21 protein-coding genes are annotated in these 19,988 nt (G+C 68.5%); 6 read left to right on the forward strand and 15 right to left on the reverse strand.

Annotation, left to right across the window (positions count from 1 at the left end):
• Positions 1–2: 2 nt before the first annotated feature.
• The 4 genes from coaBC to MC45_RS01790 form a co-directional block, all read right to left on the reverse strand.
• Entirely contained in the window at positions 3–1,184 is a 1,182-nt protein-coding gene (coaBC, locus tag MC45_RS01775) for a bifunctional phosphopantothenoylcysteine decarboxylase/phosphopantothenate--cysteine ligase CoaBC (RefSeq protein ID WP_038658774.1), read from the reverse strand.
• Positions 1,181–2,302, reverse strand: a complete 1,122-nt coding sequence (locus tag MC45_RS01780) for a hypothetical protein (protein ID WP_038666218.1) — start codon at positions 2,300–2,302, stop codon at positions 1,181–1,183. The genes coaBC and MC45_RS01780 overlap by 4 nt, the downstream gene beginning before the upstream one ends.
• A gap of 4 nt (positions 2,303–2,306) precedes the next feature.
• Positions 2,307–3,842: a 2-polyprenylphenol 6-hydroxylase gene (gene ubiB / locus MC45_RS01785; protein WP_038658776.1), complete on the reverse strand. Its 1,536-nt coding sequence runs from the start codon at positions 3,840–3,842 to the stop codon at positions 2,307–2,309.
• A gap of 292 nt (positions 3,843–4,134) precedes the next feature.
• Entirely contained in the window at positions 4,135–4,881 is a 747-nt protein-coding gene (locus MC45_RS01790; protein ID WP_038658779.1) for a class I SAM-dependent methyltransferase, read from the reverse strand.
• Positions 4,882–4,936: 55 nt separating this feature from the next.
• Here MC45_RS01790 and mutM point away from each other — a divergent pair, with 55 nt between their 5' ends.
• Positions 4,937–5,752 carry a bifunctional DNA-formamidopyrimidine glycosylase/DNA-(apurinic or apyrimidinic site) lyase gene (gene mutM, locus MC45_RS01795; RefSeq protein WP_038658782.1) on the forward strand — a complete coding sequence of 272 codons (816 nt, stop codon included), beginning with the start codon at positions 4,937–4,939 and terminating at the stop codon, positions 5,750–5,752.
• Between the two features lie 265 nt (positions 5,753–6,017).
• Complete coding sequence (rpsT, locus tag MC45_RS01800; protein ID WP_038658785.1) at positions 6,018–6,281, forward strand: 30S ribosomal protein S20; 264 nt, start codon at positions 6,018–6,020, stop codon at positions 6,279–6,281.
• Positions 6,282–6,284: 3 nt separating this feature from the next.
• On the opposite strand, the gene MC45_RS19175 is transcribed toward rpsT, so the two are convergent.
• Entirely contained in the window at positions 6,285–6,620 is a 336-nt protein-coding gene (locus MC45_RS19175) for a hypothetical protein (protein WP_156143755.1), read from the reverse strand.
• 93 nt (positions 6,621–6,713) lie between these two features.
• Between MC45_RS19175 and dnaA the strand changes: the two genes are divergently transcribed.
• The gene (gene dnaA, locus MC45_RS01805) at positions 6,714–8,132 is read left to right on the forward strand and encodes a chromosomal replication initiator protein DnaA (protein WP_038658788.1); all 1,419 of its coding nucleotides are present in this window, start codon (positions 6,714–6,716) and stop codon (positions 8,130–8,132) included.
• A gap of 242 nt (positions 8,133–8,374) precedes the next feature.
• On the opposite strand, the gene trpS is transcribed toward dnaA, so the two are convergent.
• Genes trpS through secB form a run of 3 tightly spaced genes read right to left on the reverse strand, consistent with a single transcriptional unit; the run spans position 8,375 to position 11,494 of the window.
• Positions 8,375–9,388 carry a tryptophan--tRNA ligase gene (trpS, locus tag MC45_RS01810; protein ID WP_038658791.1) on the reverse strand — a complete coding sequence of 338 codons (1,014 nt, stop codon included), beginning with the start codon at positions 9,386–9,388 and terminating at the stop codon, positions 8,375–8,377.
• Between the two features lie 8 nt (positions 9,389–9,396).
• On the reverse strand, positions 9,397–10,959 hold the full coding sequence (gene murJ, locus MC45_RS01815) for a murein biosynthesis integral membrane protein MurJ (RefSeq protein WP_038658794.1): 1,563 nt from the start codon (positions 10,957–10,959) through the stop codon (positions 9,397–9,399).
• Between the two features lie 25 nt (positions 10,960–10,984).
• Complete coding sequence (secB, locus tag MC45_RS01820; protein WP_038658797.1) at positions 10,985–11,494, reverse strand: protein-export chaperone SecB; 510 nt, start codon at positions 11,492–11,494, stop codon at positions 10,985–10,987.
• A 195-nt stretch (positions 11,495–11,689) separates the two neighbouring features.
• Here secB and MC45_RS01825 point away from each other — a divergent pair, with 195 nt between their 5' ends.
• The 3 genes from MC45_RS01825 to MC45_RS01835 all read left to right on the forward strand — a co-directional run bounded on the left by MC45_RS01825 (position 11,690) and on the right by MC45_RS01835 (position 14,895).
• Complete coding sequence (locus MC45_RS01825) at positions 11,690–12,340, forward strand: Tim44/TimA family putative adaptor protein (protein WP_137898062.1); 651 nt, start codon at positions 11,690–11,692, stop codon at positions 12,338–12,340.
• Positions 12,341–12,986: 646 nt separating this feature from the next.
• The gene (gene mltA, locus MC45_RS01830) at positions 12,987–14,354 is read left to right on the forward strand and encodes a murein transglycosylase A (RefSeq protein WP_038658803.1); all 1,368 of its coding nucleotides are present in this window, start codon (positions 12,987–12,989) and stop codon (positions 14,352–14,354) included.
• On the forward strand, positions 14,320–14,895 hold the full coding sequence (locus tag MC45_RS01835; RefSeq protein WP_038658806.1) for a Smr/MutS family protein: 576 nt from the start codon (positions 14,320–14,322) through the stop codon (positions 14,893–14,895). Before mltA ends, MC45_RS01835 begins: the two co-directional genes overlap by 35 nt.
• Here the strand turns inward: MC45_RS01835 and dapE are convergent.
• The 7 genes from dapE to rpmH all read right to left on the reverse strand — a co-directional run bounded on the left by dapE (position 14,892) and on the right by rpmH (position 19,976).
• Positions 14,892–16,010, reverse strand: coding sequence for a succinyl-diaminopimelate desuccinylase (gene dapE, locus MC45_RS01840; RefSeq protein WP_038658809.1), 1,119 nt, complete (start codon positions 16,008–16,010; stop codon positions 14,892–14,894). The two genes, MC45_RS01835 and dapE, sit on opposite strands and share 4 nt — an antisense overlap.
• Positions 16,007–16,669 (reverse strand): glutathione S-transferase, encoded by a 663-nt coding sequence (locus MC45_RS01845; protein ID WP_038658813.1) that lies wholly within the window; start codon positions 16,667–16,669, stop codon positions 16,007–16,009. Before MC45_RS01845 ends, dapE begins: the two co-directional genes overlap by 4 nt.
• 96 nt (positions 16,670–16,765) lie before the next feature.
• Entirely contained in the window at positions 16,766–17,431 is a 666-nt protein-coding gene (yihA, locus tag MC45_RS01850; protein WP_052075471.1) for a ribosome biogenesis GTP-binding protein YihA/YsxC, read from the reverse strand.
• On the reverse strand, positions 17,428–19,131 hold the full coding sequence (gene yidC, locus MC45_RS01855) for a membrane protein insertase YidC (RefSeq protein WP_038658816.1): 1,704 nt from the start codon (positions 19,129–19,131) through the stop codon (positions 17,428–17,430). Before yidC ends, yihA begins: the two co-directional genes overlap by 4 nt.
• Before the next feature lie 16 nt (positions 19,132–19,147).
• Complete coding sequence (gene yidD, locus MC45_RS18805; protein WP_081974295.1) at positions 19,148–19,360, reverse strand: membrane protein insertion efficiency factor YidD; 213 nt, start codon at positions 19,358–19,360, stop codon at positions 19,148–19,150.
• Positions 19,357–19,785: a ribonuclease P protein component gene (rnpA, locus tag MC45_RS01860; RefSeq protein WP_425423992.1), complete on the reverse strand. Its 429-nt coding sequence runs from the start codon at positions 19,783–19,785 to the stop codon at positions 19,357–19,359. Before rnpA ends, yidD begins: the two co-directional genes overlap by 4 nt.
• Positions 19,786–19,841: 56 nt before the next feature.
• On the reverse strand, positions 19,842–19,976 hold the full coding sequence (rpmH, locus tag MC45_RS01865) for a 50S ribosomal protein L34 (protein WP_031393806.1): 135 nt from the start codon (positions 19,974–19,976) through the stop codon (positions 19,842–19,844).
• Positions 19,977–19,988: the final 12 nt, after the last annotated feature.

The following is a 19,988-nucleotide window of genomic DNA, read 5'->3' on the forward strand; positions in this document are numbered from 1 at the left end:
GATCAAGAACCGGACAGCGTCTCGGCGATCCGTTGCGCCAGCCGCCGGGCGACGTCGGCCTTGGGCAAACGCTCCCAATGTTCGACGCCGTCGGCGGTGGCGAGATGCACGGTGTTGGCGTCGCCGCCGAACACGTCGCCCGACACGTCGTTGGCGACGATCCAGTCGGCGTTCTTGCGCAGCCGCTTGGCGACCGCCTGTTCGACGACGCGCTCGGTCTCGGCGGCGAAGCCGATCATCAGTCGCGGCCGGCGCGGCCCGTGCGCCAGCGTCGCGAGGATATCCTCGTTCTCGGCGAGCACCAGCGCCGGCGGCGCGTCGCCCTTCTTGACCTTCTGCGGCGCGGCGGCGACCCGCCAGTCGGCGACCGCGGCGACCATCACCGCCGCATCAGCTGGCAGCGCGTCTTGGACCGCCGCCGCCATCTCGGCCGCGGTGACGACGTCGACCCGCCGTACCCCCGCCGGGGTGGCGAGCGTCACCGGCCCGGCGACCAACGTCACCGTCGCGCCGAGATCGGCGAGCGCACCGGCGATCGCGAACCCCTGCCGCCCCGACGAGCGATTGGCGATATAGCGGACCGGATCGATCGGCTCGTGCGTCGGCCCCGCGGTGACCAGCACGTGCCGGCCGGCGAGCGGCGTCGCGCGCGGCGCGAGCATGCGGTCAACGGCCGCGGCGATCGCGTCGGGCTCGGGCAGCCGGCCGGGACCGAACTCGCCGCACGCCATCGCCCCTTCGTCGGGTTCGAGGATCGTGATGCCGTCGGCGCGGAGCTGCGCGACGTTGCGGACGGTCGCTGCATGCTGCCACATCCGCACGTTCATCGCCGGCGCCGCCAGCACCGGCGTATCGGTGGCGAGCAGCAGCGTCGTCGCCAGATCGTCGGCGATGCCCCCCGCCATCCGCGCCAGCAGATCGGCGGTGGCGGGCGCGATGACGACCAGATCGGCCTGCCGGCTGAGCTGAATATGCCCCATCTCCGCCTCGTCCTTGAGATCCCACAGGCTGGTATAGACCTGGTCCTCGCTCAACGCGGCGAGCGTCATCGGCGTGACGAAATGGCTCGCGCCCTCCGTCATCACGCAGCGCACCCCATAACCGCGCCGGCGCAGCAGCCGGATCAGTTCGCACGCCTTATAGGCAGCGATGCCGCCGCCGACGATCAGCAGGATACGCGTCATCGAACGATCCTCTTCACCGTGATCCGCCGCCGGTCGCTCACCGCCGCCAGCAGGTCGCGCGCGCCATCGGGCACGAAGACGAGGCCGACAAGCAGCAACGGCGCCACCAGCAGCCCCCAATAAAAGGTATCGACCCGCCCGAACACGCTCAGCACCGCGGCATAAGCGGCGATCACCACCAGCACGCGCAGCCCCAGCACGTCGCGCCACGCCGCCCAGCCGAACAGCGCCAGCCCGACCAGCGGCGCGGCGAGCCAGAGCGGCACGATCATCAGCGCGGTCGACAGCGTCATCGTCCGCACGAAGAAGCCGAAGCCGAGATGCCCCGACCAGCCCGGCGACTGCGGATCGAGCGGCCCGACCACTTCGGCCACCGCATGCGCATGTGCCGCCAGCGCCAGCGCGAGGATCGCCCCCGCCGCGATCCACGCCGCGCCTTCGCGCCGGTCGCCGCCGGCGAGCGCCAGGATCGCCATCAGCAGCAGGTACAGCCCCGCGGTCTCGCGGATCAGCGCCGCCGACAGGCCGAAGGCGACTGCGGGCAGCCACTGCCCGTCGCGATGCACGCCGAGCGACAGCGCGATTAGCAACCCCGCCCAGATCTCGTGGAAGGCGAGCAGGTCGCGCTGCACGAACGCCATCAGTCCGGCGGCAAGCAGCACCATCGCGACGATCCGCGGCGGCGGCCGCGCGAACGCCGGCGCCAGCCGCCGATACCAGGCAAGCGCCACCGCCGCGGCGAGCAGGTAAAGCAGGATCACGACAATCGCGTGCGGCACCGCCGCCTGCACCATCGCCAGCGTCGGCAGGCGAAAGGTGACGAACGGCTTGAGCGGGTAATCGCCCGCGCGCATCGCATCCGCCGCGGTGGCATAATAACCGCCGCCATGGCGGACGTTGGCGACGATCGTCTCGTACAGCACGACGTCGGCTTGATCGTCGCTGCGCTGCGCCGCATCGCCGCTCGCCGCCGGCGGGACGGGCGCGGCGAAGACCAGCAGGCACGCGAGCAGCAGCAGCGCCAGCGCGACCAGCGCCGCCGCGGCGTTGCGCGGCGCCAGTCCGGCGAACCGCGACGGCTGCGCCAGCCACAACGGGGCAGGGACGCGCCGCATCATCGCCTCAGTGGCCGACCAGCCAGGTCGCGGCGACGCTCGCCGCCGCGCTGGCCGCCGCGACCGCGGCATAGCGCCAGCCGCCGCCGATCCGTACCACCTCGATCTCGCGCAGCGGCGGGGCAGGGGGCTCGCCCCCCGGCGCCGGATAGCGCGCCTCGATCCGCCGGATCAGCTCGGGCAGGCCGGCGATCGTCTTGACGTCGGCGATCAGCCGGTCGGCGATCGCCGCTTCCGGCCCCAGCTCGGTACGGATCCACTCGCGCACGAACGGCGCCGCCGATTCCCACAGGTTGATGTCCGGATCGAGCCGCGTCGCGACCCCCTCGACCATCACCATCGTCTTCTGCAACAGCAGCAGATGCGGCTGCGTCACCATATCGAAGTCGCGCGTGATCGAGAACAGCCCGTCGAGCATCATCCCGATCGACATGTCCTTGACCGGCAGCCCGCGCATCGGCTCGCCGACCGCGCGCAGCGCCGTCGCGAACTCGGCGACATTGTGATGGCTCGGCACATAGCCCGCCTCGAAATGGATTTCGGCGACGCGCCGGTAATTGCCGGTGATCAGCCCGTAGAGGATCTCCGCCAGCCACACCCGCGCGCGCCGGTCGATCCGGCCCATGATGCCGAAGTCGATCGCCGCGATGCGGTTGCCGGGCAAGGCGAACAGATTGCCCTGATGCATGTCGGCGTGGAAGAAGCCTTCCGCGATCGCCTGCCGCAGGAACGCCTGCACCAGCGTATTGGCCAGCTTGGGCAGGTCGTAGCCCGCCGCGACCAGTGCGGCGCGGTCCGACAGCTTGATCCCGTCGATCCACTCGACGGTCAGCACCCGCGCGGTCGAGCGCTGCCAGTCGATCGCAGGCACGACGAAATCGGGCTCGGCGGTCATCGATTCGGCTAGTTCGGATGCCGACGCCGCCTCGCGCCGGAAGTTGAGCTCGCGCGCGGTCCAGCGCTTGAAATTCTCCACCGTCAGCCGCGGCCGCAGCCGCCGCGCCTCGATGCTCATCCCCTCGAGCTGCGCCGCCGCCCATTCATAGGTGGCGATCGCGCGGGTGAAATCCGCCTCGACGCCGGGCCGCAGCACCTTGACCGCGACCGTCCGGCCGTCGGTGGTCACCGCGCGATGCACCTGTGCGATCGACGCGGCGCCGACCGGATCCTCCTCGATGCTGGCGAACAGGTCGGACGGCGGCCGGCCGAAGCTGCCCTCCATTGCCGCGGCGATCGTCGCATAGGGGACCGGCGGCAACTGATCCTGCAACCGCAGCAGATCCTGCGTCGCTTCCTCGCCGACCAGATCGGGCCGGGTGGCCAATGTCTGCCCGAGCTTGATCGCCGCCGGCCCGATCGCCTGAAAGGCATCGGCATAGCGCGGCACCTTGGGCACGCGCGCACCCAGCCGCGCCACCCGTGCCAGCCGCCGCACCGGCGCCGGCGTATTGGGATCGCGCTCGATCCCGCGGAGCGCTCCGTGCCGCGCGAGGATGCGCCCCCATTTCAGGAGCCGCCAGACGTGGACGACCGAAGCGGTCATGACGGCATGGCGATCGAACCGGCCGCCGCACTCCAGTCAAGCCGTTGCCACACCCGCCACGTCACCCCGGAACAAGTCGTGACACCTGCGGAATTTCGCCAGTGCTCCTGCGAAAGCAGGAGCCCAGGGGTTCCAAGCGCCGTAAAGGGTTGTTCTGCTTGGCCCTGGGTTCCTGCTTTCGCAGGAACACTGTGGTGATCCACCAGCACCGCAGACTGTCGCTGAAGTCCCGACCGAGTCCGGGGTGACGGGTCTTGCGAGGCGGCGGCATCGAAACCGCCAAACGACCCCATCAAATCTTCCACCCGGAGTGGATCGCGACGAGCCCGCCGAGGATCGGTTCCGCCTTGGTCCGCACGAAGCCGGCATCGGCGATCATGCCCTTGAACGTCGGCATGTCGGGGAAGCGCCGGATCGACTCGATCAGATAGCGATAGCTGTCGGCGTCCTGCGCGAGCAACTGGCCGAGCTTCGGCACCATCTTGTGCGAATAGCCGTCATAGACTTCCTTGAACCCCGGCCAGGTCGTCGTCGAGAATTCGAGGCAGAAGAACCGGCCGCCGCGGCGCAGCACGCGATGCGCCTCGCGCAGCGCCTTGGGGATGTCGGTGACGTTGCGGATGCCGAAGGCGATCGTATAGGCGTCGAAGAACCGGTCCGGGAAGGTCAGCGTCTCGGCATTGGCCTCGGTCCACACCAGTCCGTCGATGCCGCGCTTGGCGGCGCGCTCCATGCCGACTTCCAGCATCGCCGGATTGATGTCCGCCACCGTCACCGACGCGCCCGACGCGGCGAGGCGGAAGGCGATGTCGCCGGTGCCGCCCGCCATGTCGAGGATCTGCTGCCCCTCCTGCGGCTGCACCCGCCGAACGAAGCGATCCTTCCACAACCGGTGCATGCCGCCCGACATCGCGTCGTTCATCAGGTCGTAGTTCTTGGCGACGCTGGAAAAGACGCCGCCGACGCGGGCGGTCTTCTCATCGGGGGCGACGTCCTCGTAGCCGAAGGATACGGTTCCGGTGGTGGCGGTGTCGGTCATGCCACCGCCCTAGCCGCCGCTTGTGGCCGGGGCAAACGCAACCTAGCTGTTTGACGTGCCAGAACTCCCCGAAGTCGAAACCACCGTCCGCGGCCTCACCCCCGTGCTCGCCGGCCAGCGCCTGACCCTCGTCGAGCCGCGCCGCGCCGACCTGCGCAAGGCGATCCCGCCCGACCTGCGCCAGCGGCTTACCGGCGCCACCGTCACCGCGCTCGGCCGCCGCGCCAAATACGGCATGATCGACACCGATCGCGGCGATACGCTGATCTTCCATCTCGGCATGTCCGGCCGCTGGCGGGTCGATCCCGCCGAACGCCTCGCCCACGACCATCTGCTCATCGAGACGGGGGAGGGGCGCAGCCTCGCGCTCAACGATCCGCGCCGCTTCGGCTTCCTCGATCTCGTCGAAACCGCTGCGCTCGCCGCTTATCCCCCCTTCGCGGCGATGGGGCCGGAGCCGCTGGGGGAGGAGTTCACCGGCGCCTATCTCGGCGAGGCGCTGAAGGCGCGCGCCGCGCCGATCAAGGCGATGCTGCTCGACCAGCGCATCGTCGCCGGGCTCGGCAACATCTACGTCTGCGAGGCGCTGCACGTCGCGCGCATCGCGCCGACCCGCGCCGCTGGCCAGATCGCTTTGCCGCGACTCGAGCGGCTCGCGGTGGCGGTGCGCGAGGTGCTGCTGGCGGCGATCGACGCGGGCGGCTCGACCCTGCGCGACTATGCCCGCCCCGACGGCGAGCTCGGCTATTTCTCGAAGCAGTTCCTCGTCTACGGCCGCGAGGGCGAGCCCTGCCATTGCGGCGGCACCGTCAAACGCCGGGTGGATAGCGGCCGGTCGACCTTCTACTGCCCGAAATGCCAGAAGAGTTGATCCCCTCCGCCTAAACCTCGTCATCCCGGCGGAAGCCGGGACCCATGGTCACGGGACGCGGGGGGAGCGTACAATGGCGGCCATACCGTATCCATAGGTCCCGGCCTTCGCCGGGGTGACGAGCGGGGTGAGGAACCGGTGGCAAAACACCCCGCAACGGTTGACCCCGACCCCCGGCTTCGCTAAGGGCGCTGCCTTCGAGAGGGCGTAGGGTGATCCGGCGCCTCTTCTGACATCGACCAATCTACTCGCAAGGACGTACCGAATGGCGAATACGCCGCAAGCCAAGAAGCGCATCCGTCGCAACGATCGCCGCGCCGAAATCAACGGTAACCGCATCGGCCGCATCCGTACCTTCATCAAGAAGGTCGAAGCGGCACTGGCGTCGGGCGACAAGGCTGCGGCGGACACGGCCCTCGCAGCGGTGCAGCCCGAGCTGCAGCGTGGCGTCGCCAAGGGCGTCCTCCACAAGAACACCGCGAGCCGCAAGTTCTCGCGCCTGACCAAGGCGGTCGGCACGCTCGCCTAAGCCTTACCGTTCAGTGAGTTTTGACCCGTCGGGACGCATGTCCTGGCGGGTTTTTTGATGTCCGGAACGGGCGCAAAAGGAACGAACCGGGAAAGCGGGAGAACACCGCGATTCGTGTTGGCTGGCATTCACGGCAGTCGTGCGGAAACGGGCAGAAAATGTAGCGTTTTCAACTGCTTGTAAGATTTCCGAACGCGTTTCTGCGGGCTTCGGGCTGTCAATCCCGTTTATTTCAACAATGTGACCTGCCGAGGGGTTGATCGACTCGGCCCAGGCTTCATAACTCGACTCCACCGCAGCGATGTTCATCGCGGTCGGGGACCTGAACAGCGTGGGCATGCCGGACGGCCGTTGGCCGTAAGGGGGATTTGTCTGTCTTGAATACGGCCGCCGGGCGACATTTCGTCGCTTTCGGCAACGAAGGGGTATGCGTTGAACGATCGACAGGCAGCGGCAGTGACGGAGACTGAGGCGCAGCGCGCCTGGGCTCGCGTCCGCTGCAACCTGCGCGAATCCGCCGGCGCGCGGCTCTTCGAGCAATGGCTGAAGCCGATGGAGCTGATCGAGGACGGCGACCCCGAATCGATCCGCCTCGGCCTGCCGTCGGCGTTCATGACCAACTGGGTCCGCAACCATTATGCCGACCGGCTGCTGCTCGAATTCCGCGCGCTGCTGCCCGACGTGCGCGGCGTGTCGATCGAGACGCGCATCGCCGCGCCGGTCGCGATCAAGCTGGTCGCCGAACCGCCCGCGCCGGTCGCCGCCGTCGCGCCGGCGCCTGCCCCGGCGCCGCTGGCGGTGGCCGCGCCGCTCCGTCCGGCTGCCGATCGCCCGCCGCTCGATCCGCGCTTCACCTTCGACCGCTTCGTCGTCGATGCCGCCAATCGCGTCGCGTTCAACGCCGCGCGCATGCTCGCCGAACCCGGCGTGCCGCGGTTCAGCCCGCTGTTCCTCCATTCGGGGACGGGGCAGGGCAAGACGCATCTGATGCACGCGATCGGCCACGCCTTCCTCGCCGCGCATCCCGACGCGACCGTGCTGTGCATGTCGGCCGAGCGTTTCATGTTCGACTTCGTCGCGGCGATGCGCGCCCGCGACACGCACAGCTTCAAGCAGCGCCTGCGCGGCGCCGACCTGCTGCTGATCGACGACCTCCAGTTCATCGCCGGCAAGGACGCGACGCAGGAGGAATTCTTCCACACGGTCAACGAGATCATGAGCGCCGGCAAGCGCCTCGTCATCTCCGCCGATCGCTGCCCGACGGCGCTCGACGGCGTCGAAGCGCGGATCGTCAGCCGCATGTCGGTCGGCCTCGTCGCCGACATCAAGGCGCCCGACCTGACGTTGCGCCGCACTATACTGGACAGGAAACTCGCAGACCTGCCCGAGGCGAAGGTCCCCAACGAGGTGCTCGACCTGCTCGCGGCGCGCATCCACGCCAACATCCGCGAGCTGGAAGGCGCGCTCAATCGCGTCGTCGCCTATGCGCAGCTCACCGGCGACAGCATCGACCTCGATTTCGCGGTGGCGACGCTCGGCGACGTGCTGCGCGGCGCGCAGCGCCGGGTGACGATCGACGAGATCCAAAAGCTGGTCAGCCAGCATTTCGAGCTGAAGCCGCTCGACCTCGTCTCCGCGCGCCGCAGCCGCGCGGTGGCGCGTCCGCGCCAGATCGCCATGTATCTCGCCAAGCGCCTGACGACGCGCTCGCTGCCCGAGATCGGCCGGAAATTCGGCGGTCGCGACCATTCGACGGTGATCCACGCGGTCCGCAAGATCGAGGAACTCCGCGACCAGGATCGCGACATCGACGCCGCCGTCCGCACGCTGATGCGCGAGCTTGAGGCGTAACCAGCGGTAGCGCGCCAGGCCACACGCACCCGCTCCCCTTGCAGGGGGCTATCGCCGACGATCAGTTGGAGTGTCCGACGGCATTTATATCGCCGTCATGCCGGACTCGATCCGGCATCCCGCTTCTTCGCGCCGTCCAAAGAAGCGGGACCCCGGATCAAGTCCGGGGTGACGGGGGCTTTGGAACGTCGGCCGAAGCCTACAGATGTCCATATGCGACAGCCCTGCCCTTACGGGAGGGGCTAAAGCATCAGCCCCATCGCCTCCTGCGCGCGGCGCAGCACCGGCACCGCCAGTGTCCGCGCCTTGTCCGCGCCCTTCTCGAGGATCGCGTCGATCGCGCCGCGGTCGTCGAGCAGCCGCACCATCTCGTCGCGGATCGGGCCGAGCTTCGCCACCGCGAGATCGGCGAGGTCGGGCTTGAACGCGCCGAACCCCTTGCCTGCATAATCCGCCAGCACGTCGCCCGGCGTCCGGTCGGCCAGCGCCGCGAAGATCGTCAGCAGGTTGCGCGCCTCGGGCCGCTCTGCCAGTTCCTCGACGGTCGCCGGCAGCACGTCGGGATCGGTCTTCGCCTTGCGGAACTTGTCGGCGATCACCTCGTCCGAATCGATCAGCTTGACCACCGACTGTTCGGACGGATTGGACTTGGACATCTTCGCCGACGCATCGCGGAGCGACATGATCCGCGGCGCCGCGGCGCTGACCAAGGGCTCGGGCAGGGTGAACAGCTCGGTGGCATAATCGCCGTTGAACTTGGTCGCGATGTCGCGCGCCAGTTCGAGATGCTGCTTCTGGTCCTCGCCGACGGGCACGTGCGTCGTATTGTAGAGCAGCACGTCCGCCGCCATCAGCACCGGATAATCGTATAGGCCGACGCTCGCGCCCTCGCGGTTCTTGCCCGCCTTGTCCTTGAACTGCGTCATGCGGTTGAGCCAGCCGACCCGCGCGACGTTGTTGAGCAGCCACGCCATCTCGCTATGCGCGGGCACGCGCGCTTGGTTGAACAGGATCGAGCGGTCGGGATCGATCCCCGCCGCCACCAGCGTCGCGGTCATCTCGATCGTATTGGCACGCAGCTCGGCGGGCGCGATCCACTCCGTCAGCCCGTGCAGGTCGGCGATGAAGTAGAGCGTCTCGCCGCCCTCCGCCTGGATCGCATCCTGCTGCGCGACCCATTGCTTCACCGCGCCGAGATAATTGCCGAGGTGGAGATTGCCGGTGGGCTTGATCCCGGAAACGACGCGCTTTGCCATGATGGGCCTTATCTGGAACGGATGAGCTGACGAATGTCCGCGGGGCGCAGCGCGCCGGTCGCGAACACGGCGAGCGCATAGACCAAGGTGCCGGTCCCGACCAGCACCGCCATCGCGCCCCAGCGCGCCAGGTTGCTCCCCGACACATAGGGCGCGAACAGGTCGTTGAGGAAGAACATCACCCCGCCCATCACCAATGCCGCGACCAGCAGCCGCGGCGCCCGCCGCGTCAATTGCGCGTCGGGCACGAACTGCCCGCGCTTGCGCAATGTATTATAGAGCAAGGCGACGTTGACCGTACTCGCGATCGCGGTGGCGAGCGGCGGCCCCATATGCTGGAGCGGCACGATCAGGATCAGGTTGAGCACCAGATTGACCACCATCGACACCGTCGCATAGCGCACCGGCGTCCGCGTGTCCGACCGCGCATAATAGCCCGGCGTCAGCACCTTGACGAGGATGTAGGACGGCAGCCCGATCGAGAAGGCGGCGAGCGCCTGTGCGGTGGCATGCGCCGCCGCGGCGGTGAACTGGCCATGCTGGAACAGCGCCGCGACGATCGGCACGCCGCAGACGATCAGCGCGACCGTCGCCGGCAGCGTCAGGAACAGCGCCAGCTCCATGCCGCGGTTCTGCGTCGTCATCGCCGCCGCCTCGTCGCCCTTGCCGAGCTGGCGCGAGATCGTCGGCAGCAGCACCGTGCCGAGGCCGATCCCGACCAGCCCGAGCGGCAATTGGTTCAGCCGGTCGGCCATGTAGATATAGGTCACCGAGCCGTGGCTGAGCAGCGAGGCGGCGAGCGCCGTCGAGACGACGAGATTGATCTGCACCGCGCCGGCGCCCGCCGCGGCGGGCCAGATCAGCGACAGCAGCTTTTTCACGTCCGGCCCGAGCCGCGGCGCCTTGACGCGCAGATGCACCCCCGCCTTGCGGCAGGCGAAGTACAGCCAGGCGAGCTGCAACGCGCCCGAGATCGTCACCGCGATCGCCTGGTTGCGCGCGGTGACCAGCGGCAGGTCGCTGTGGAAGACGAGCAGCGCGACGATCAGCGTCAGGTTGAGCAGGATCGGCGCCGCCGCCGCCACCCAGAAGCGGTGCAGCGAATTGAGGATGCCGCCGAGCAGCGAGACGAGGCTGATCAGCAGCAGATAGGGGAAGGTCAGGCGGCAGAGCTGGACGACATAGGCGAACTGGTCATGCGAGGCGTCGTTGAAGCCCCAGGTGAGCAGCCACGTCACCGGCCAGGCGGCGATCTCGATCAGCACGGTCATGCCGATCAGGATCGGCAGCAGCACCGACAGCGCGTCCTCGGCGAAGCGCACCCCGGTCGGCAGCCCGTCGCCCCCGGCTTCGGCTACCTTGCGGTTGAACATCGGGATGAACGCCGCCGAGAAGGCGCCCTCCGCGAACAAGGCGCGGAACATGTTGGGCAGGCGGAAGGCGATCAGGAACGCGTCCGAGGCGAAGCCGGCGCCGACGAAGCGGGCGAACAGCGCGTCGCGCACCAGCCCCAGCACCCGGCTGGCGAGCGTCAGCCCGCCCACCGAGCCGAGCGCCTTGGTCAGATTCACGCGATCGCGCCCCCCGCCTTATGGATCAGGCGTGGCCGACGTCGCCGACCGAGAAGGCGCCGTTCTGCTCCGCCTGCTGCAGATAGAGCTGCGCGAAGTCGATCGGCTCCAGCAGCAGCGGCGGGAAGCCGCCGTCGCGCACGCAATCGGCGAGCACGCGGCGCGCGAAGGGGAAGAGCAGCCGCGGCGCTTCGCCGAGCAGGAACGGCTGCACCGCATCGGCGGGCACGTTGCGCAGGCCGAACAGGCCGGCATAGGTCAGGTCGACGATGAACGCGGTCTGGCCCTCGACCTCGGCCTTGACGTCGATCTTCAGCAGCACCTCATGCACCTCTTCGCCGACCTGGGCGGTGCCGATGTTGAACTGCACGTCGATCGCCGGCGGATTGGCGTTCTGAAAGATGCCCGGCGCATTGGGGTTCTCGAACGAGAGATCCTTGACGTATTGCGAGATCAGGCCGGCGGCGGGGGCGGTGTCCGCGCCGTTGAGCGCCGACTGCGTATCGATCGAAGTGCCGTTGTCCTGGTCGGCCATGGGAATGATCCTCGAATGAAGCGGAAAAAGAAGGGGACCGAAGCCGCATGTCGGGCGTTCGATGCCTTTGGCGCCCGCGCCTAGCAGCGCCCGAACCGGGTTTCAACGGGCTGGGCTCAAAAGCCCGTGGGTCGAAAGCCCCGGTTTGAATTGAAGGGGTTTTGGGCCTATGTATCGATCAAGATCGGAGGCACGGTGTTTTACGTAGTTTTACTCGCGATGGTGGCGGCGTTCCTGGCGCTGCGCCTGTACAGCGTGCTCGGCAAACGCACCGGCCACGAACAGCAGCCGCTGCCACGTGCCGCCGACGATCGCCCCGCAGCGGTCGCCTTGGCGCCGCGCCCGATCGATGCCACCGCCGAATCGCGCGAGCCGGTCAACCGCAACATCGAACCGCGTGCCGAAGCTGGCCTGCGGGCGATCATCGCCGGTGAGCAGGGCTTCGACGTCAACCAGTTCCTGTCCGGCGCGCAATCCGCCTATCGCATGACGCTGGAAGCCTATTGGGCAGGCGACGAGGCGACGCTGGCGACCCTCGCCGAGCCCGACGTCGCCCATGCCTTCGGCGAAGCGATCGCCGCCCGCCGCGAGGCCGGCGAGACGCTGGAGAACCGTCTGGTCTCGATCGAGCGCGCGGTGATCGCCGATGCGTCGCTCGATGGTCGCGAGGCACGCATCACCGTCCGCTTCGATGCCGATATCGCTGCGGTGACCCGCGACGCCGAGGGCCATGTCATCGCCGGCTCGCTGACCGACGCGGTCGAAACGCACGACGTCTGGACCTTCGCCCGCACGCTGAAGAGCCGCGACCCCAATTGGAAGCTGGCGGACACCGACGAGGAATAGGGGAGCGCTGGAAGTGCGCATACGGCTGAGCTGGTGAGGCTCGGTCGTTTTCCAAATAGATTCGTCACCCCGGACTGGTTCCGGGGTCCACCGGTCCGCAGGATAACGGTATCGCTTCACGCCTTTCTCCTCGCCCCAGGGTGGACCCCGGAGAAAGTCGTTACCTCGCCGACCATCTACCAGTGCTCCTGCGAAAGCAGGAGCCCAGGGGTCTCGAACGCTGTAAGCTGTTGTTCTGCTTGACCCTGGGTTCCGGCTTTCGCCGGAACACTGCGATAGGCCAGTGAGCGAGCGGACGTTCACAGAAGTTTGGATCACGTCCGGAGTGACGGGCGGGCTTTAGAAACCACGGCTCCAACGAGCGCTTTTACGGCAGCCAGAAAGCGCCCCTGTTACCGACCCCGACCGCTGTCCTACACCCGCCGCGCTCTGCTATGCCGCCATCATGCCGGCCGACCCTCTCACCTCCGGATCACCACAGAAATGGAAACGATTCCCCGCGATCGTTTCCGTTAAGGTGTCCATCTTGTCCATGTCGTCCAACACGCCGCACCGCATTTGCGACCGCTTGGCCCTTGTCGCGACCCCTCCGCTTCGGCACAGCCGCAGCTTTCCGCAGTCGATAGGCGGACATACGGGGATCAGGATGACCGGTAATCGCGTAATCGCCAGCATCGCGCTGGCTCTGGCTCTCAGCGCCTGCGGCGGCCGCGTCGTGCCGCTCGACACCGGCGCTGCGCCGCCTCGCCAGCCCGGCCGCCAGCCGGTCAGCCAGCAGAGCCGGCCGACGACGCGCCCCGGCAGCCCCGGTCAGCAGATCGCCAGCGGCCGCAGCTTCGACGGCCGTATCCAGGGCGCGACGCCGCTGCTCGCCGCACCGGTCGTCGCCAATCCCGGCGCGACGACCGCGGCGACCGCCGGCATCGTCCCCGGCCCGAGCCTCGCGACGCTGCCGATCACCGAGGCGCAGGCCGAGGCGGCGCGACAGGCGTTCCTCACCAGTTGTCCGGGCCTGACGCGCCGTACCGACGCCTCCGGCCTCACCCGCGGCACCGATTGGCAGCCCGCCTGCGCCGCTGCCGGCGGCGTGCCGCGCGGTGGCGCGCGCGCCTTCTTCGCCAGCTATTTCGAGGCGGTGCAGGTCGGCGACGGCAAGGCCTTCGCCACCGGCTATTACGAGCCCGAGATCGCCGCGTCGCGCGAGCGCCGTGCCGGCTACACCGTGCCGATCTACGCCCGCCCCAACGACCTGATCGACGTCGATCTCGGCAAGTTCAGCGACGCGCTGAAGGGCAAGAAGATCCGCGGCCGCGTGCAGGGCAGCAACCTCGTGCCCTATTACGACCGCGCCGCGATCGACACCGGCGTGCTCGACGGCAAGGCGCCGGTGCTCGCCTGGGGCGCCGACGAGGCGTCGGTGTTCTTCCTCCAGATCCAGGGTTCGGGCCGCCTGCGCCTGCCCAACGGCGAGATCATGCGCGTCGGCTACGATACGCAGAACGGGCGCGACTATACCGGCATCGGCGCGTTGATGAAGGCGCGCGGGCTGCTCCAGCCCGGCCAGACCTCGATGCAGGGCATCGTCGCCTGGCTCCGCGCCCATCCCGAGGAGGGTCGCGCGATCATGGCGGAGAACAAGAGCTTCGTCTTCTTCCGCGAACTCGACACGCCGCCGGTCGGCGCGATGGGCTATGTCGTCAACGGCGGGATCAGCGCCGCCGCCGACGTCAAATACGTGCCGCTCGGCGCGCCGGTGTTTCTGTCGATGGACCGACAGGACGCGAGCGGCCTGTGGGTGGCGCAGGACACCGGCGGCGCGATCAAGGGCGCCAACCGCTTCGACACCTTCTGGGGCGCCGGCGCGGTGGCGGAGGCGACCGCGGGCGGCATGGCGGCGCGCGGCACCGCCTTCCTGCTGCTGCCGGTCGGCACGCTCGCGCGGACCCAGCCGCAGCGCTACATCCCCGATCCGTCGATTTATGGGACAGCGGCCGGTGCGCCAGCTCAACCCTGACGAGGCCGATCTCTGGGCCCGGGTGATGGCGACGGTGAAACCGCTCCGAGCGGTGGCCGCGCCCACGCGCCCGGCGCCCGCCGTCGTCGCGCCGCCGCCACCCAAGGCGACCAAGCCCTCCAAGGCACTGACCCGCGCGATGGCGTCGCGCACGCCGGTCGCCAAGCCGGTCGCGGCGCCGACGCCGCCGCGCCAGAACACGCTGGACGGCAGCTGGGACAAAAGGCTGACCCGCGGCATCGTCAGCCCCGACAGTTCGATCGACCTCCACGGCCACACCTTGAGCTCCGCGCATGCCATGCTCGACGACGGCCTGTCGCGTGCGATCGCGCGCGGCGAGCGCGTCCTGCTGCTGGTGACGGGCAAGCCGCCCCGCCCGGAAAGCGAACGCCCCCACGCGAGGGGCGCGATCCGGGCCGCGATCGCCGACTGGCTCGCAGCGTCGCGCCACGCCGATGCGATCGCCGCCGTCCGCGGCGCGCACCCGCGCCACGGCGGGCAGGGTGCGCTCTATATCGTGCTGCGGCGGGGGAGGAGCTAGAGCTGGGCCACCCGCCCGATGACATCGGCATAGACCGCCGCCAGCGTCTCCAGATCCGCCACCGCCACCGCCTCGTCGACCTGATGCATCGTCGCATTGACCAGCCCGAACTCGACCGTCGGACACAGCCGCGACAGGAAGCGCGCATCCGACGTGCCGCCCGAGGTCGACAGCTCCGCGACCAGCCCGGTCTGCGCCTCGATCGCCGCGCTCAGCACCGCGGTCCACGGCCCCGGCGCGGTGAGGAACGCCTCGCCCGACACCTTGCCGGTCACCACCGCCCCCGGCGCATGTTCCTGCACCAGCACGGTGACCCGCTCGATCAGCTCGTCGCCGCGCTGGCCGTCGTTGAAGCGGATGTTGACCCGCGCCTCGGCGCGCGCCGGAATGACGTTATGCGCCGGATTGCCGACCGCAATGTCCGTGATCTCGAGGTTCGACGGCTGGAACCAGTCGTTGCCATGGTCGAGCCCCATGTCCTGCAACGCCGCCAGCGCCTTGGCGAGCTTGCCCGCCGGATTGTCGGCAAGATGCGGATAGGCGACATGGCCCTGCCGCCCCGCCACGACGATCCAGATATTCACCGAGCCGCGCCGACCGATCTTCACCATGTCGCCAAGCTGCCGCACCGAGGTCGGCTCGCCGACGAGGCACAGGTCGGGCGCAATGCCGCCCGCCGCCATCCGCTCGATCAGCGCCGGCGTGCCGAAGGTCGCGGGTCCTTCCTCGTCGCCGGTGACGAGCAGGCTCAGCGTCGGTCCGGTCGCACGCGCCGCCGCCGCGACGAAGGCGGCGATCGCCCCCTTCATATCGACCGCGCCGCGCCCGTAGAGCAGGTCGCCGCGCACCTCTCCGGACCATGGCGAGCCGGTCCAGCCCACGCCCGGCGGCACCACGTCGAGATGGCCGGCGAAGGCGAGATGCTGCCCGACGCCCGCGCGCACCGCGATCAGATTCTCGACCGGCCCGTCCGGCGCCTCACCGACGACGAACCGGTCGACCGCGAAGCCGATCGGCGCCAACGCCGCCTCCAGCACGTCGAACACCGCGCCGCGCGCCGGCGTGACGCTCTCTGCCCGCAGCAGCGCCTGGGTCAGCGCGACGACATCGGTCACGCGGGTTGCTGCTCGTATTGCTCGATGACCCAATCCTCTTCCTGCGCCCCGGCGATCCAGTCCTGCATGAACGGATGGCGGATCACCGCATCGATATAGGCGGCGGCGAAGCGCGCGATCGGCAGCTGATAGGTGATGATCCGCGTGACGACGGGCGCGTACATGATGTCCGCCGCACCGAAGTCGCCGAACAGAAAGTCGCCGCCGCCGCCCCAGCGCGCGCGCGCCTGCGCCCACAATTCCATGATCCGCGCGAGATCTGCGAGCACGTCGTCGTCGGGGCGCTTGGCGGGAAAGACCTGCCGGATGTTCATCGCATGTTTGCGGCGTAGCGCGGTAAAGCTCGAATGCATCTCCGCCGCCATCGACCGTGCCATCGCGCGTGCCGCCTCGTCGGCGGGCCAGAAGCGCTCGCGGCCGACCTTGTCGGCGAGATAGTCGACGATGGCGAGACTGTCCCACACCACCGCCTCGCCGTCCCACAGGATCGGCACCTTGCCCGACGAGGGCGCGAATTCGGCGCCCTCGCGGCGGCGGTCCCATTCCGCGTCGTAGAGCGGCACGACGACCTCCTCGAAGGGAAGCGCCGATTGCTTGCACGCCAGCCAGCCGCGCAGCGACCAGCTCGAATAGGCCTTGTTGCCGATGATGAGCTTCATGGCCAAGGGACTAGCCGCGCGGGGAGGGCAGGTCCAGCGTGCTCGGGTGGGACCAGGCCCCGCCCGAACGCGATTGGCCGGGTCAGCGAGAGCCGATCAGCCCACCGCTTCCAGCACCGCCGCGCGCAGTTCGGCGATGCCCATACCGCCCTCGCTCGACGTCGCGAGGATATCGGGATGCGCCGCCGGCCGCTTGCGCGCCTCGGCCGCGACGCTGTCCATCACGTCGGCGAGTTCGGTCGCCTTGACCTTGTCCGCCTTGGTGAGGACGAGGCGATAGCTGACCGCCGCCTTGTCGAGCATCTCGAGGATCTCGCGATCCACGTCCTTCACGCCGTGGCGCGAATCGATCAGCACCAGCGCGCGCTTCAACGTATCGCGCCCGCGCAAGAAGTCGTTGACCAGGAAGCGCCATTTCCTGACGACATCCTTGGGCGCCTTGGCGAAGCCATAGCCGGGCATGTCGACCAGCCGGAATGCCAGCGGCAGGCCGACGTCGAAGAAGTTGAGCTCCTGCGTCCGCCCCGGCGTGTTCGACGTGCGCGCGAGCCCGTTGCGCCCGGTCAGCGCGTTGAGCAGGGACGATTTGCCGACGTTCGAACGCCCGGCGAACGCGACCTCGGGCACCACCGGCGCGGGCAGATGTTCGAGCGCGGGCGCCGATTTGAGGAAGCTCACCGGACCCGCGAAGGTCTTGCGCGCCTGCTCGATCAGCTCGGCCGAGAAACCCTCGTCCTCGGGGATGACGACATCCTCGCTCACTTGGCGGCCGCGATCTTGAGATCGGGGTGGCGGGCATAGAGCACGCGCTGCTGGAGGATCGCGAGGAAGTTCGAGGCGATCCAATAGACCTGCAGGCCGACCGGATAGCTCGCCATCACGAACATCAGCACCCAGGGGATGATTGCGAACACCTGCTTCTGCGTATCGTCCATCGGCGCCGGGTTCAGCTTGAACTGGAAGTACATCGAGATGCCGAGAATGATCGGCACGACGCCGATCGCGATCATGTGCGGCGGGGTGAAGTGTAGATAGCCGAACAGGTTGAGCGGCGTCAGCGGATCGGGCGCGGACAGATCCTTGATCCACGCGACGAACGGCTGGTGGCGCATCTCGATCGTCAGCATCAGCACCTTGTACAGCGCGTAGAAGATAGGGATCTGGAGCAGGGTCGGCAGGCAGCCCGCGACGGGATTGACCTTCTCCGTCTTGTAGAGCGCCATCACCTCCTGCTGCATGCGCGGCTTGTCGTCCTTGTAGCGCTCCTGGATCGCCTTCATCTTCGGCTGGATCGCACGCATCTTCGCCATGCTGGCGAACTGGCGCTGCGCGATCGGGAACATCAGGCCGCGGATCGTCACCGTCAGCAGGATGATCGCGACGCCAAAATTGCCGATCATGCGGAACAGCCAGTCGAGATAGGTGAAGATCGGCTTCTCGACGATCTCGAACCAGCCCCAGTCGATCGCCTTGTCGAGCTTGGCGACGCCGGCGTCATTCTCGTAATGCTGAAGCGCCTTCACTTCCTTGGCGCCGGCGAAGAAGCGGCTGGTCTGGGTCAGCGCGCGGCCGGCGGGCAGCAGCTTGGGCGCGAAGGCATAATCGGCCTGATAGGCGGTGTTGGCGCCGGCGCGGAACTGGCCGTCGAACTGCGCCGCCTGATCGGGGACGAGCGCGGTCAGCCAATATTTGTCGGTGAAGCCGAGCCAGCCGCCAGTCGTCGTGAACTTCTCGGGCGCCTTGTCGAGGTCCTTGAACTTGGTGCCGTAATCGGCGCCGCCGCCATGGACCGACATCGGGCCGGTGTGGATCTGCCACGTGCCGGGGTCCTTCGACACGCCGACGCGGTTGACATAACCGTAAGGCGCGACCGGCACCGGCGCGGCGCCGCCGTTCTGCACCGTCTGCCGGACGGTGAACATATATTGATCGTCGACCGACAATTCGATCGCGAAACGCTGGCCGGTCGCATTGCCGGCGGTCAGCGTGACCGGCCGACCCGGCGCGAGCAGCGGCGACGAGGCGGTCCACACCGCATCCGCGGCGGGTGGCTTGAGGCCGTCGTCGCGCCAGCCGAAGCCGGCGAAATAGGCCTCGGGCGCGCCGGCGGGCGACAGCAGCCGAATCGGCGGCGAATCCTTGGCGATCGTTTCCTTATATTTGACCAGCACGAGGTCATCGATGCGTGCGCCCTTGAGGTTGATCGAGCCCTGCAAGGTCGGCGTCTGGATGCGCACGCGCGGGCTTTCGCCCAGCACCGCCTGGCGGCTGCGCGTCGCGGCGGGCGCGTCGGCGGTGGGATCGGCGGTCTTGGTCGTCACCGGCACCGACTTGCCGTTGACGATCTTCGTCACCGGCGGATTGGCCACGGGGAAGAACTTGCCCTGGATCAGCGGCCAGGCAAACAGGATCACCGCCGCGAAGACCGCGAACAGGATGAAATTCTGGCGTTCTTTGTTCAAAATACAGCCCCGTAGCTCAAGGGACGGGATCGGGTCCGTACCCGCCCCAGGGATGGCAACGCGCAATCCGCTTCGCCGCCAGCCATCCGCCCTTGGCGGCGCCATAGCGGCGAAGCGCAGTGATTGCATAGGCCGAACAGGAGGGTTGATAGCGGCACGAGGACGGCAGGATTACCGACGGCCCCAATTGCCAGCCACGCGCTATCCATATGAGAAGCTGCGCGATCATCGGCGTGGCTTGCGTGGCCCGCGCGGCCGTGACGGCGAATCTTCACCGCGAGCGATCTTGCCCAGCGCCTTGCCGAACTCGGCCTTCAGGAGGGCATGGTCGCGCTCGATGCCGCCGTCGCGGCCGATCAGCACGTGATCGGCGCCACGGATGCCGCCCTCCGGCAACAGCTCGCGCGCCAACGCCCGCAACCGCCGTTTCAAACGGTTCCGGACGACGGCGTTGCCGATTTTCTTGGTGACGGTGAAGCCGACGCGAATCGCCGGATCGCCGTCCTTGCGATCGTGCACCAACAGGACGAAGCCCGGCATCGGTGCGCGTTTGCCCGCATTGGCCGCGAGGAAGTCACGGCGTAGCGTCATCGTGCGGATGTCGGCTGCGCCGGCCGTCGCCCGTATGTCGGCTGCGCCGACGGTCACCTGCATGTCGGCTGCGCCGACGGGAGCCCGGACGTCGGCAGGACCGACGTCCGGCACCGGACTTACGCCGACAGCTTCTTGCGGCCACGCGCGCGGCGCGCGTGGATCACCGCACGGCCGCCGACCGTCGCCATCCGGGCGCGGAAGCCGTGGCGACGTGCACGCACCAGATTGCTCGGCTGAAAGGTCCGCTTCATGATTCATTCCCT

Origin of the sequence: Sphingomonas taxi, from assembly GCF_000764535.1 — a bacterium.
Classification (GTDB): Bacteria; Pseudomonadota; Alphaproteobacteria; order Sphingomonadales; family Sphingomonadaceae; genus Sphingomonas; species Sphingomonas taxi.

Excerpts from the sequence above, each read along its gene's own strand:
- coaBC (WP_038658774.1), bottom strand. The coding sequence starts at position 1,184 with ATGACGCGTATCCTGCTGATCGTCGGCGGCGGCATCGCTGCCTATAAG.
- rnpA (WP_425423992.1), bottom strand. The coding sequence starts at position 19,785 with ATGCAGGTGACCGTCGGCGCAGCCGACATACGGGCGACGGCCGGCGCA.
- yidD (WP_081974295.1), bottom strand. The coding sequence starts at position 19,360 with ATGATCGCGCAGCTTCTCATATGGATAGCGCGTGGCTGGCAATTGGGG.
- secB (WP_038658797.1), bottom strand. The coding sequence starts at position 11,494 with ATGGCCGACCAGGACAACGGCACTTCGATCGATACGCAGTCGGCGCTC.
- MC45_RS01780 (WP_038666218.1), bottom strand. The coding sequence starts at position 2,302 with ATGATGCGGCGCGTCCCTGCCCCGTTGTGGCTGGCGCAGCCGTCGCGG.
- MC45_RS01835 (WP_038658806.1), top strand. The coding sequence starts at position 14,320 with ATGGGACAGCGGCCGGTGCGCCAGCTCAACCCTGACGAGGCCGATCTC.
- ubiB (WP_038658776.1), bottom strand. The coding sequence starts at position 3,842 with ATGACCGCTTCGGTCGTCCACGTCTGGCGGCTCCTGAAATGGGGGCGC.
- rpmH (WP_031393806.1), bottom strand. The coding sequence starts at position 19,976 with ATGAAGCGGACCTTTCAGCCGAGCAATCTGGTGCGTGCACGTCGCCAC.
- rpsT (WP_038658785.1), top strand. The coding sequence starts at position 6,018 with ATGGCGAATACGCCGCAAGCCAAGAAGCGCATCCGTCGCAACGATCGC.
- MC45_RS19175 (WP_156143755.1), bottom strand. The coding sequence starts at position 6,620 with ATGCCCACGCTGTTCAGGTCCCCGACCGCGATGAACATCGCTGCGGTG.
- MC45_RS01790 (WP_038658779.1), bottom strand. The coding sequence starts at position 4,881 with ATGACCGACACCGCCACCACCGGAACCGTATCCTTCGGCTACGAGGAC.
- trpS (WP_038658791.1), bottom strand. The coding sequence starts at position 9,388 with ATGGCAAAGCGCGTCGTTTCCGGGATCAAGCCCACCGGCAATCTCCAC.
- MC45_RS01845 (WP_038658813.1), bottom strand. The coding sequence starts at position 16,669 with ATGAAGCTCATCATCGGCAACAAGGCCTATTCGAGCTGGTCGCTGCGC.
- mltA (WP_038658803.1), top strand. The coding sequence starts at position 12,987 with ATGACCGGTAATCGCGTAATCGCCAGCATCGCGCTGGCTCTGGCTCTC.